At 43.1% G+C, this 12,424-nt stretch carries 13 protein-coding genes; all 13 read right to left on the bottom strand.

Annotation, left to right across the window (positions count from 1 at the left end; genetic code table 11):
- Positions 1-399: 399 nt before the first annotated feature.
- The 13 genes from lysS to NCCP133_RS18815 all read right to left on the bottom strand — a co-directional run bounded on the left by lysS (position 400) and on the right by NCCP133_RS18815 (position 12,301).
- A complete protein-coding gene (lysS, locus tag NCCP133_RS18875) occupies positions 400-1,899 on the bottom strand; it encodes a lysine--tRNA ligase (RefSeq protein ID WP_264806815.1) in 1,500 nt (499 codons plus the stop codon).
- A gap of 195 nt (positions 1,900-2,094) precedes the next feature.
- On the bottom strand, positions 2,095-3,096 hold the full coding sequence (dusB, locus tag NCCP133_RS18870) for a tRNA dihydrouridine synthase DusB (protein WP_264806809.1): 1,002 nt from the start codon (positions 3,094-3,096) through the stop codon (positions 2,095-2,097).
- 37 nt (positions 3,097-3,133) lie between these two features.
- Positions 3,134-3,349 carry a helix-turn-helix domain-containing protein gene (locus tag NCCP133_RS18865; RefSeq protein WP_264806808.1) on the bottom strand — a complete coding sequence of 72 codons (216 nt, stop codon included), beginning with the start codon at positions 3,347-3,349 and terminating at the stop codon, positions 3,134-3,136.
- Positions 3,301-3,828 (bottom strand): 2-amino-4-hydroxy-6-hydroxymethyldihydropteridine diphosphokinase, encoded by a 528-nt coding sequence (gene folK, locus NCCP133_RS18860; protein ID WP_264806807.1) that lies wholly within the window; start codon positions 3,826-3,828, stop codon positions 3,301-3,303. The genes NCCP133_RS18865 and folK overlap by 49 nt, the downstream gene beginning before the upstream one ends.
- Complete coding sequence (folB, locus tag NCCP133_RS18855) at positions 3,825-4,187, bottom strand: dihydroneopterin aldolase (RefSeq protein ID WP_264806806.1); 363 nt, start codon at positions 4,185-4,187, stop codon at positions 3,825-3,827. The genes folK and folB overlap by 4 nt, the downstream gene beginning before the upstream one ends.
- Positions 4,180-5,016, bottom strand: a complete 837-nt coding sequence (gene folP / locus NCCP133_RS18850; RefSeq protein WP_264806805.1) for a dihydropteroate synthase — start codon at positions 5,014-5,016, stop codon at positions 4,180-4,182. Before folP ends, folB begins: the two co-directional genes overlap by 8 nt.
- An 11-nt stretch (positions 5,017-5,027) precedes the next feature.
- Positions 5,028-5,885 (bottom strand): aminodeoxychorismate lyase, encoded by an 858-nt coding sequence (pabC, locus tag NCCP133_RS18845; RefSeq protein ID WP_264806804.1) that lies wholly within the window; start codon positions 5,883-5,885, stop codon positions 5,028-5,030.
- Between the two features lie 3 nt (positions 5,886-5,888).
- The gene (gene pabA / locus NCCP133_RS18840) at positions 5,889-6,482 is read right to left on the bottom strand and encodes an aminodeoxychorismate/anthranilate synthase component II (protein WP_264806803.1); all 594 of its coding nucleotides are present in this window, start codon (positions 6,480-6,482) and stop codon (positions 5,889-5,891) included.
- Positions 6,479-7,894: an anthranilate synthase component I family protein gene (locus NCCP133_RS18835; protein WP_264806802.1), complete on the bottom strand. Its 1,416-nt coding sequence runs from the start codon at positions 7,892-7,894 to the stop codon at positions 6,479-6,481. The genes pabA and NCCP133_RS18835 overlap by 4 nt, the downstream gene beginning before the upstream one ends.
- Positions 7,895-8,020: 126 nt before the next feature.
- Positions 8,021-8,950 carry a cysteine synthase A gene (gene cysK / locus NCCP133_RS18830; protein ID WP_264806801.1) on the bottom strand — a complete coding sequence of 310 codons (930 nt, stop codon included), beginning with the start codon at positions 8,948-8,950 and terminating at the stop codon, positions 8,021-8,023.
- A 217-nt stretch (positions 8,951-9,167) separates the two neighbouring features.
- The gene (locus tag NCCP133_RS18825) at positions 9,168-10,037 is read right to left on the bottom strand and encodes a peptidyl-prolyl cis-trans isomerase (protein WP_264806800.1); all 870 of its coding nucleotides are present in this window, start codon (positions 10,035-10,037) and stop codon (positions 9,168-9,170) included.
- Positions 10,038-10,133: 96 nt separating this feature from the next.
- The gene (hslO, locus tag NCCP133_RS18820; RefSeq protein WP_264806799.1) at positions 10,134-11,015 is read right to left on the bottom strand and encodes an Hsp33 family molecular chaperone HslO; all 882 of its coding nucleotides are present in this window, start codon (positions 11,013-11,015) and stop codon (positions 10,134-10,136) included.
- Between the two features lie 506 nt (positions 11,016-11,521).
- Positions 11,522-12,301 carry a type III pantothenate kinase gene (locus NCCP133_RS18815; RefSeq protein WP_264806814.1) on the bottom strand — a complete coding sequence of 260 codons (780 nt, stop codon included), beginning with the start codon at positions 12,299-12,301 and terminating at the stop codon, positions 11,522-11,524.
- Between the last annotated feature and the right edge of the window lie 123 nt (positions 12,302-12,424).

The raw sequence follows: 12,424 nt of genomic DNA, 5'->3' as shown, positions 1-12,424 counted from the left end.
TAAGCTCGGTTTGTCTTTTCAAAAAAGACTAAAGAATTAACGTTGACGTTTTTGTTCGTTCAGTTTTCAAAGATCAATCTGCCGCTCAGAAGCGACTTTATTATCTTATCAGGTTTTAACACCTGAGTCAATAACTTTTTTAAAAATCTTTTTTGCAAGTCGCTGTCTCGCAGCAACGAATATAAATATATCACCATACAGGACAACATGCAATATGTTTTTCTTATTTTTATTCGCAAAAGATAAAGAAAAAATATTCTCATTATTCTGTTCAAACAATATCCTAAAACACAATGATCAATCATGCAAATCTGCTTTTGTGCCTAAAATATGTTCTTGTTTTTAAAAGCAAAAAAGGCAGAGCACGGATTGTGTGTGCTCTGCCTCTTTAATAAAGTTTTAACGATGGCGCATTAACGGAAATAACAAAACATCTCTAATAGAAGGAGAGTTTGTTAAAAGCATGACAAGCCGGTCGATTCCGATGCCCAGTCCGCCAGTTGGCGGCATGCCATATTCAAGAGTTTCAATGAAATCATCATCCATCATATGAGCTTCATCATTACCCTCTTCACGTTCTTTCAGCTGTGCTTCAAATCGTTCGCGCTGGTCAATCGGATCGTTCAGTTCGGTGAAGGCATTTGCATGCTCACGGGCTACAATGAATAATTCAAACCGATCCGTAAAGCGTGGATCTTCTTCATTTTTCTTGGCAAGCGGTGAAATCTCTACAGGATGTCCATAGATGAATGTCGGCTGAATTAATTTCTCTTCAACCTTCTGTTCGAAGAATTCATTAACAATATGGCCATATTCCATATTGTCTTTAATTTCCACGCCGTGATCTTTCGCAAACTGCTGTGCTTCTTCTTTACTTGTTTCTTTCCAGAAGTCTACACCTGTGTATTCCTTAATAGCATCTACCATATGAAGCCTTTTCCATTCAGGCTTTAGATCCACTTCGTACTCGCCGTATTGAACAGTAGTTGTACCAAGGACTTCTTGGGCAATGTGAGCTATAAGGTTTTCAGTCAGACTCATGATATCTCTATAGTCAGCATAAGCTTCGTATAATTCAATCATAGTGAATTCAGGGTTGTGTCGTGTTGATACGCCTTCATTTCGGAATACCCGCCCAATTTCATATACCTTTTCAAGGCCGCCGACAATCAGGCGCTTCAAGTGAAGCTCAATCGCAATACGCATATAGAGTTCCATATCAAGCGCGTTATGATGAGTGATAAATGGACGTGCAGATGCTCCTCCAGCAATGGAATGCATCATAGGTGTTTCAACTTCCAGATAGCCATGGCCGTCAAGGTAGCGGCGCATGGATTGGATAATGCGGCTTCTTGTGATGAAAGTCTGTTTGCTTTCGTCGCTCATAATTAGATCCAGATAACGCTGGCGGTAACGCTGCTCAACGTCTTTTAGTCCGTGGAACTTATCAGGTAGAGGACGCAAGGATTTTGTCAGAAGTTCAAATCCCTCCGCTTTAACAGACAATTCGCCTACCTTTGTTTTAAATAGCGTACCGCTGACCCCAATGATATCTCCCAGGTCAGCTGATTCGAAGATTGCATAGTTCTCTTCTCCTACCGCATCTTTACGGATGTAGATTTGTATTTGTCCTGATAAATCTTGTATATGAGCAAATCCGGCTTTTCCTTTTCCTCGTTTGGTCATAATACGGCCTGCTAATGTGACAGAAACATTCTTTTCCTCAATTTTTTCTTTTTCAAGCTCACCGTACTGCTCAGTTAATTCTTTGCTTTGGTGAGTACGCTCGAAACGTTTTCCGAAAGGATCCATTCCCTGATTACGCAAGCTGTTCATTTTCTCGCGTCTAACTTTTAACTGGTCATTTAATTCTTCATGACTCTGGCTCACTGAAATCATCTCCATTTTGTAAATCTTTTTATGTACTCAACACTAAGGCCTTCAAAAATGTATATATCAATTATTTTACACAATGTGAGTAAATCAGACATCCTAAATATTAAATAGAATAAAAACTGCCAGTATTTACTGGCAGTTTCCTTTTATCAAAAGTATTATAGGCAAAGAATGACAACCTGTCAAACTTTATGCCGCTTATCCAGCCTGTGTCTGGCTTTTTTCTTTTTCTTCCGCATCGATAACTAAAGCGTTCAGCAGAGTAACAAGATCTTCTCTTGTATCGCACTCGTTAATGGCATTTCGGACTTTCGCATTGCCACGGACTCCTTTTAGGTACCACGCAGCATGCTTTCTCATTTCGCGGACTGCGATATTTTCGCCTTTTAATGAAATCAGGCGGTCCAAGTGAAGAATGCACACATCAATCTTCTCGCGTACAGATGGATCGCCTATCAATTCACCAGTCTCAAGATATTTGACTGTGCGGTAAATCATCCATGGATTTCCTAGTGCAGCACGTCCAATCATGATACCGTCACATCCTGTTTCGTCCAGCATGCGTTTTGCATCCTGAGGCGTTTGCACGTCACCATTTCCGATTAGCGGAATGTTAATGTTTTGCTTTACTTCGCGGATGATATCCCAGTTCGCTTTTCCTTCATACATTTGGACACGCGTACGGCCATGAAGCGCAACTGCCTTACCGCCAGCGCGTTCAACAGCCTGGGCGTTTTTAACAGCGTAGATATGATCTTCATCCCAGCCCATGCGCATTTTCACGGTGACAGGCTTTTCTACAGCATCTATCACAACTGAGACCATTTCATAAATTTTATCCGGATCAAGTAGCCACTTGGCACCTGCATCACATTTTGTGATTTTTGGAACAGGACATCCCATGTTAATGTCGATGATATCTGCATTTGTATTTTTATCAACAAACTTCGCCGCTTCTACAAGCGTTTCTTTTTCGCCTCCGAAAATCTGCAGGCTTAGCGGCTTTTCTCTTTCATCAATATAAAGCATGTTCATAGTTCTTTCATTTTTGAAGACAATGCCCTTGTCGCTGACCATCTCAGCACATACGAGACCGGCACCGAATTCTTTTACAGTCAGACGGAAAGCAGAGTTGCACACTCCGGCCATTGGAGCCAGTACAACGCGGTTTTTCAACTTGATATCGCCAATTTTGAACATGAATTGCACCTCCTTTTAAAATATTCAAACGTATATATTAATCGTGCTCCTGCCTGGGAGCCAATTCTTCCTGTGTTACTTTAAGCGCCAGAGCGATCTTTTCAATTAAAGCCGGTGCAGGCATGCGGTTTCCTCTTTCAATTTCACCTAATATCGAAACCGATACACCCAGCTCTTTCGCAAACCCTTCTTGCGTAAATCCCTTTAACTTTCGAAAAGCGCGAATACGTCTTCCCCATTTTTCTGCTTCCATATCCGTACTCCCTCTCTGTCAGGTATAGCTTCCAGTATTGAAATTAAGGGCCTCTCCATCTTCGAAAGCCTGATGCTGGAATCAACCTCTAAAAGAGGAACAAGGACAAATGCTCTTTCATGCATCCGAGGATGAGGAACAATAAGCTTCTCTGTTTCAATATTTTCGTGATTATACAGCAAAATGTCAAGGTCTATTGTCCGGGGGCCCCAACGGATTACCCTTTTTCTTCCAAGTTTTAATTCTATATCAAGGCATGTATCCAGCAATTCAAAAGGGTTTAAATCTGTATAAATTTGAATTGCCATATTTAAAAATGGTTCTTGATCTTCATAACCAACCGGGTTGGTTTCGTAAATAGATGAAGTATTTACCACCTCAGTATCCGGAAGCTGATCAATCATCTCAATGGCTTCCTTTAAGTGATCCGACCGGCTGCCAATATTTGAGCCAAGTGCAATAAAAGCGGAATTTTTCATGATCTGCCTCTCCTAATTTCAACGGCAACTGATTGATAGTGGCCAGGAATGGGCGGATCCGGCTTGATTACTTTTACAGTCAACTCCAGAATCAGCGGAAAATGCGCAAGAAGTTCTGCTGCCAGCTTTTCTGCTACAGCTTCAACCAGTTTATAGGGCTTTCCTTCCACAACCTCTTTGCAAACTGCATACAGCTCGCCATAGTTGATGGAGTCATCGAGATTATCCGTTTCCCCTGCTTTTTTCAGGTCTGCTTCCACGGTAAGGTCTACGGCAAAGCGCTGGCCAAGCCGTGTTTCTTCCGGAAAAACGCCATGGTAGCCATAAAACTCCATTCGGTTCACATAGATTTTATCCATCGCATTCACCTTTTCCCATCAAAGCGTCCATCATTTTAGCCATCCGGCTCATTTCCTTTACGTCATGGATGCGAATCATTTGACAGCCTTTTTGGATGCCATAGCAAACTGTCGCTCCTGTTCCTTCTGTCCTTTCCTCAACCGGAAGGTCAAGAATGGTTCCAATCATCCGCTTTTTCGATGCTCCAAGCAGCAGAGGGTAACCGATGGCAGCAAGCTTGTCCAAATCCCTCATCATTTGCAGGTTATAGTTCAAGTTTTTGGCAAAACCGATGCCCGGGTCAAGAATAATGTTCTCATCCTTAACACCTGCAGTCTTTACAAGCGCGATACTTTCATACAGGTCATTCACGACATCACGGAAAAATGAAGTATATTCCATATCTTTGCGGTTATGCATTAAGATAATCGGCGCCCCCGTTTCCGCTGCGACTGATGCCATTTCAGGATCCGCTTTGGCACCCCAGACATCATTGATAATATGAGCACCGGCTTCGATGGCCAGCTTAGCAACTTCAGCTTTATAGGTATCGATTGATATCGGTACCTCCACTTCCTTTGAGATCGCCTCAATGACAGGAAGAACACGTTTCAGCTCTTCGTCTGCAGGCACCGGATCAAATCCAGGACGGGTTGATTCTCCCCCGACATCAATGATATCTGCTCCGTCTTCAACCATTTCCAGAGCATGCTTGACTGCCAGATCCAGATGATTGTATTTGCCCCCATCCGAAAATGAATCGGGGGTTGCATTCAAAATTCCCATTACAATGGTTTTTTTCCCGTAATCTAATGTATATGGCCCACACTGAATTGTTGTTTTAGACATTATGAATCCTCCTACAGTTCATTCCTGCTCCATAAGTGTTCACAGTGATTTTCATAATGCAGCTGGAGCTCTGCTGTTTTCTTACCGGACATTCCTGGCATAGGATGGCTATCAAATGATGAAAGGGGAACTATCTCCTGAATGGAATTCGTTACAAAAGCTTCATCTGCCTCAGGTACAGCCTCTGGTCTATACATGTCTTCCTGCACATTCATCCCCAGTTTCTCTGCAAGCCTGATTACATATCTTCTAGTAACGCCATTCAGGATTCCTGTCTCACGAGAGGGGGTGAACAGACAACCGGCTTTTATCCAGAACAGGTTCGATACGACTCCTTCTGCCAGAAATCCTTCCTTTGTCAGAAATATACCTTCTATGCCAGGATGGTCTCCCGCTTCTCTTTTTGCCAGGATATTATTTAAATAATGATGGGACTTCAGACGTTCTGTCCCTTCAGGTGTATTGCGGGGGATCTTCAGCAATACTGCCTGCTTTTCCTGGTCCGCACTCCTTGGAGGGAGCGGCTTGCAGAAAATGAGCATATTCGGGTTTATGTACGGATCTGTCTGAAGGCCAATCTCACCGCTCCCCGCTGACACATTCATCCTGATATAGGCATTCTGGTATCCGTTTTTCTTGAGCAGACTTTCAAGCACTTCTAGCACATGTATTCTTTTATAGCTTGCTTTGATATTTAGAACCTTCAGACTCCGGTTTAGCCGTTTCAGATGGTCATCAAGTAAAAATGGGTGACCATTGTAGACACGGAATGTTTCAAACAGTCCCATCCCATATAAAAAACCATGATCAAAGGGGGAAATCCTTGCTTCCTCTTTCCTGACAACTTCTCCATTCATGTAAATATACAAGGTTTACAGCCCCTCTGTCTGCAATGAAGCTTTGTAATGCTGAATAAAGTTCTGCAGCAGTTCCTTGCCGGCAGTTGTCATAATCGACTCCGGATGGAATTGCACTCCCTCTACTGGAAGCTCCTTATGGCGTAGGGCCATTATTTCCCCCTCAGCTGTCCAGGCCGAGACCTCAAGACAATCAGGGAGAGTTTCCTTTTTTACGATCAGCGAATGGTAGCGGGTAGCAGGAAACGGATTAGGCAAACCATTAAAGATCGTTTTTCCATCATGAAAGATCTCAGAGGTTTTTCCATGCATAAGACGCTCGGCCTGTACCACATCCCCGCCGAATACTTGAGCAATGGACTGATGTCCCAGACAAACCCCAAAAACAGGGATTTTGCCAGCAAATGCTTCAATTGCTTCCAGGCTTATGCCTGCTTCATTCGGGCTGCACGGCCCCGGAGAGATCATTAAGAACTTTGGCTGAAAACCGCCTATTTCAGAAATAGACGTTTCATCGTTTCTTTTTACAACCAGCTCTTCGCCTAATTCACCGAGGTACTGTACGAGATTATACGTAAAAGAATCGTAATTATCGATTATATAAATCATAGCTGATCCCCTTTTGACTGTTCTGCGAGTTCTTTTGCTTTCCAAAGAGCCATTGCCTTTTTCAGCGACTCTTTGTATTCATTTTTTTGATTGGAGTCAATGACAATTCCGGCACCCGCCTGAACATGGGCCAGTCCTTCTTTAACAAGCATTGTACGTATGATGATGTTCAGTTCAAGATCTCCGCTGAAATTAATCCAGCCAAGAGAGCCAGTATATGGTCCTCTTGTTACCGGTTCAAGCTTTTCAATGATCTCCATGGTCCGCACCTTTGGAGCACCCGTAATGGTCCCTCCCGGAAACACAGCGTCGATGATATCAACAGCATTCTTGCCGTCTGCAAGCTCCCCTTTTACATTGGAGACGATATGCATCACATGTGAGTATTTTTCAATGACCATAAATTCATCCACTGTTACGGAACCATATTTGCAGACTCTTCCCAGGTCATTTCGCTCCAGATCGACCAGCATTACGTGCTCAGCACGCTCTTTTTCATTTTCAATCAATTCACTGGCGAGCATGAGGTCCTCCTCATAGTCCATCCCGCGGGATCTTGTCCCGGCAATCGGCCGCGTGCTGACGATGTTTCCTTTTTTCTTAATCAGCAGTTCCGGAGATCCGCTGACAAGCTGGTATCCCGGCGTGTGAAAATACCCCATATATGGAGACGGGTTTAAAGCTCTCAGCTGCTCGTATACATCCATGGCCTGAATATGAATTGGGCGGCTTTGGCGTACCGAAAGATTCACCTGAAAGACATCTCCCTGTGAAATATATTCCTGAACACTCCTGACAGCCGCCATGAATTCTTCTTCATTCATGGATACACCTAGTGTATTTTCAGCCTGATTATATTCTGCTTTCGCAGAAGGCTCCTCACTTTCATTCTTCCATCTCTGCTCCCAATTCTCTGCCCGTTCCTCAATCGTGTGCTCTTCCCTTTTTTCATATAAGAAAATCAGCCAGAGCTTTTCCGTTTCATGGTCAAAGACAAAGCATTCATTATAAATAAAAAAGTGGATATCAGGAATTTGCAGATCGTCTTGAGCCTCATTTGGAAGCTTTTCAATATACCGTGCGTAATCATAGCTGATGAACCCAATTGCTCCTCCCTGAAAGTCGGGAAGTTCATCCAGCTTATCCGTTTTATATTGGTCCAGCCATTCCTGCATCAAGTACAGAGGGTTGCCTTCCAGCACCTGTTTTTCACCATTCTTAACTATTTCAAGCTTTGAGTTCTTGCCTGTTAAAATAGCTTCCGGATTGAAAGCAGCAATACTGTACCTGCCGCCTCGTCCGCTTTCAAGTAAAACATGATGTGTCAATCCCTCCGACAGCCGTCGGTATTGGCGGAAAAATCGATTATATGTATAAGGTATATTTTTGGCATGGATGTGAAGCTGCTTCAATGAATGTCACCCCTATGTATTTCTCTTTTTTCATCATACATGAAGTGAGGCATGCTTTCATAATTTTTATTAAAATTGCTAAGCACACAAAAAAACAGCGGCCATTGGAGACCGCTGTTATTTCTATTATTCAGCTTCAAATTGATATAATGGAGTACTTAAATAACGTTCGCCATTACTTGGAATAATGGCCAGGACCTTTTTCCCTTTACCAAGCTCTTTGGCAACTTTTAGCGCCGCACTGATCGCCGCACCAGATGAGATACCTCCAAGGATTCCTTCTTCCTTAGCCGCGCGGCGGGCATAATCAAATGCTTCTTCATTCGAAATTTGAATCACTTCATCATAAATCTTTGTATCTAGGGTATCCGGTATAAATCCTGCTCCAATGCCCTGGATTTTATGAGGACCCGGCTTACCGCCTGATAGTACAGGTGAATCGGTTGGTTCAACTGCATAAATTTTAATGTTTTCATACTTTTCACGAAGCACTTTACCAGCACCTGTAATGGTTCCGCCTGTTCCGACTCCGGATACGAAGGCATCCAGCTGGTCGCCCATTTGCTCTGTGATTTCAGGTCCTGTTGTTAAACGGTGGATTTCAGGGTTTGCAGGGTTTTCAAACTGCTGAGGCACGAAATAGCCATTTTCTTTCGCCAATTCCTGCGCCTTGCGGATCGCCCCGCCCATTCCTTCCGGTCCAGGTGTCAATACAAGATCGGCACCGTAAGCACGAAGCAGATTGCGGCGCTCCATACTCATCGTCTCCGGCATGACAAGAACTGCTTTATAGCCTTTTGCTGCTGCAATCATCGCAAGCCCAATTCCTGTGTTGCCGCTTGTCGGCTCAATAATGGTATCACCCGGTTTAAGGCTGCCATTTTGCTCTGCCGCACTAATCATCGCCAGGGCAATACGATCTTTTACACTGCTTCCAGGATTCATGTATTCTAATTTCAGATAAACATCTGCACTTTTATCATCAACTAAACGATTTAGTTTTACAATTGGTGTCTGTCCAACAAGATCTGCAATTGAATTCGCTACACGTACCATCTTCCCCACTCCTTATTTCCGACTATTTTTATTGGTTTAATATAAAATTACCAATTTCCAATGGGAATGTCAATGAATTTGAATGTCTTTTAAAAGAAAATTCATACTTTTGTCATCATTATAATTAAATTACCCATCTATATACATGATACTCACTCCGGACCGCAATCTTTCTTTATGTAGTAAAAAACACGGAAAACTGCTCCGTGTTTTTTACTTATATTTCTTCTTCCCCGTAAAACCATTCCACATCCGCTTCTTTCCAAAATGGTTTTGCGGAAACTGGAACATCCATCTGCTCAAGGGCAATCTGGCGGCGAATCATATTTTTCACATCTTCAAAGGAATAATTCTCTCCTTTTAAATGCTCATGCAGCATCACAATGGCATATCCATCTTCTGTTTGTATCGGTTTAGTCCATTTACCAGGCTTTAGACCTCTAACCTGTTTAAGGATGTCTGCTGATAGGTGTTCATCATCTTCATTGATGTAACCAGCACTCCCTCCCTGGTTGGCAGTAAATTCATCGATTGAACGTTCCATCGCCAGCACCGCGAAGCTGGAGCCTTCCTCCAACTCCTTCAATGTTTGCTCTGCTTCTTCTTTTGTTTTTACGATGATCTGAGAGATATGATAAGAATCGGGGACAAGAAACTGGCTGCTATTCTGCTCATAGTAACTCTTCATTTCTTCTTCTGAAACTGAGACATCAGCGGTTAACAGCTCTTCAAGAATGAGGTTGTTTTTGATTTGCCTGCGCCATTTGTCTTCATTCATCTCATCGGAAAAATTGCCTCCATACATGGTCTTTACCATTTTCAATTCAAGATCTACAGCCTTATCAGAGATTTTCACCCCGTATTTTTTCCCGGCTTTTTCTATAACCTTTTGATCGATTAATTCACTTAATGTACTTTTCCCAAACTTTGTTTCCATTTCACTCATCCATTCCTGGCGAGTGATTTTATCTCCGCCGATTTTTGCCACTGCTTCCCCGCCATCTCCTTTAAAAAGCAAGAAGGCCAATGTTATAAGATTCAGCAGTACCAAACCTGCAATGATCATCAATAGTTGTCTCTTTTCCAACTACTCCTCCCCCTAAGAAAAGCGCAAGGTGCCTTGACCACCTCCGAAAAGCACAAGAGGGGGGTAGGCTTCTTGCACTAGACAGTATTCTAAAGTTCATTGCTTTGCTTCTGTTTTTAACTCTTCAAGTTCTTCTTTTGAGTAATGATATTTCTCATTGCAGAAGTGGCAGGAAGCTTCAGCTTGTCCATCTTCATCAATCATTTGCTGGATTTCCTCTTCACCTAAGCTGATCATCGCATTGGCAAAGCGCTCTTTTGAACATGTACAGGTAAAAGATACAGGAAGCTTCTCAAGAAACTTTACATTATCTTTGCCAAGGATGGTTTCAAGCATCTCTTCAGGAGTTAATCCCTGCTGAATCAATTTTGAAACTGGCGGTATTTCTTTTAACCTATTTTCAATTAATGTAATGGTCTCTTCATCGGTTTCAGGCATTAGCTGAAGAATGAATCCCCCTGCAGCCAGAATCGAGTTATCAGGGTTAACCAGAACACCCACTCCAACTGAAGATGGAACCTGTTCAGATGTAACAAAATAATAAGTGAAATCTTCTCCAAGCTCTCCGGAGATCAGTGGCACCTGCCCAGTGAAGTGCTCTCTCATCCCAATATCTTTCACAACAGTTAGTGTTCCTTCAGTGCCTACCGCACGGCGCACATCAAGTTTGCCCTGCTCATTAAGATCAAAGTGAGTCTGCGGATTCGTCACATATCCGCGCACCTCTCCCTTTGCATTGCTGTCTACAAGGATTGCGCCAAGAGGACCTCCGCCTTCAATTTTAATGGTCAGCTTATTATCGCCCTTGAGCATTGCGCCCATCATGACGCCTGCAGTTATGGCTCTGCCCAGTGCAGCTGACGCTGTTGGCCATGTATAATGTCTGCGTTGTCCCTCTCCAACTGTGTCCGTCGTGCGGGATGCATACGCACGGACTTGACCATTATAAGCAAGTGCTTTTACTAAATAATCGCTCATTTCCTGCTCCTTTCTACGAAAAACGCAAGCGCCTTGCCTGCCCCAAACAAACACAAGACGAGTCTTCCAAAAAAGCGTTCTTTGCCTTTTTGGAAGGATTGCCCGAAGTGTAGAAGCGACTGCCCATTCAAGTAACTCTGACTAAGAGTCCCACGTCCTGTGGCAACGTCTGCATGACCCGCATCCTCCCAAAAGCTGCCGCTTTCGGTCGTGCGATGATTATCCTCAAAAAAAGCTACCGCTTTTTTTCGTGCCAAAAGATTTGCTGACGAAGCTTTCCTTATCCTGCGGGCGGTCTCAGGCATAAGACGGTTCCTGTAAGAATGCTTTCTTCCTTCTGAATGTGTGGGCTTATGCCTCGATTCCCTTGGAGCCGAAACAAGACAAGCTTGTGAGCTCGAGGGGGTAGGCTGCTTGCGCTAGACAATTTTGAAGTTCAAAAGTTTACACACACTTATCTTTCAGAAAATCCGCCTCTCTAGTCTGCGGCCTTATTTTAAGGCGTACTATTTTTTTAGGGTTTCCATATTTCGTTTATAAATAATCTGCAAGCCCTTTAAAGTTAAAAATGGATCCACGACATCAATGATATCCGATTCCTGTGCGATCAGGCCTGCGAGACCTCCTGTTGCAATCACAGTCGTTTTTTGAGATGCCTGGTCTTTCATTCTTTTTACTATACCTTCAACCTGGCCAACATAACCATACAAAATCCCTGCCTGCATGGCAGATACAGTATTCTTTCCAACAATATGATCAGGACGGGCAATTTCTATTCTCGGCAGCTTAGCGGCACGCGAATAAAGAGCCTCGGTTGAAATCCCGATTCCCGGAGCAATAGCTCCTCCCATATATTCCTTGTTCTCGCTGATATAACAATAAGTAGTGGCGGTTCCAAAATCAACAATGACTAAAGGGCTTCCATATTCATGAATGGCAGCTATTGCATTGACGATGCGGTCTGCACCTACTTCTCTAGGATTCTCATACTTGATATTTAAGCCGGTCTTGATACCTGGACCTACGACAAGGGGTTTAACATGAAAATATTTCTGACACATTCTTTCAAGCGAAAACATGATTGGCGGCACAACAGATGAAATGATAATGCCATCTATATCTGAAAAGGAAAGATCCACATGCTCAAACAGAGATTTCACAATCATTCCATATTCATCCTCTGTTCTATTTCGGTTGGTCTCGATTCTCCAATGATGCTTTAATTCATCTTGGTCATAGACACCCAGAACAATATTCGTATTTCCTACGTCGAAAACAAAGATCAACATTCTCACCACTTTATGATTATTGACTTTTTATCATAAATTGTTGTTACTTATATCTAGCCCGTTGATTTGGAACACGAGGCACTTGCTTTCCGCGGGGAGGAATGAGAGCCTCCTCGGCTT

It is taken from the genome of Cytobacillus sp. NCCP-133, from assembly GCF_026011715.1.
Taxonomy (GTDB): Bacteria; Bacillota; Bacilli; order Bacillales; family Cytobacillaceae; genus Cytobacillus.
This window is presented reverse-complemented; position numbering and strand designations above follow the sequence as displayed.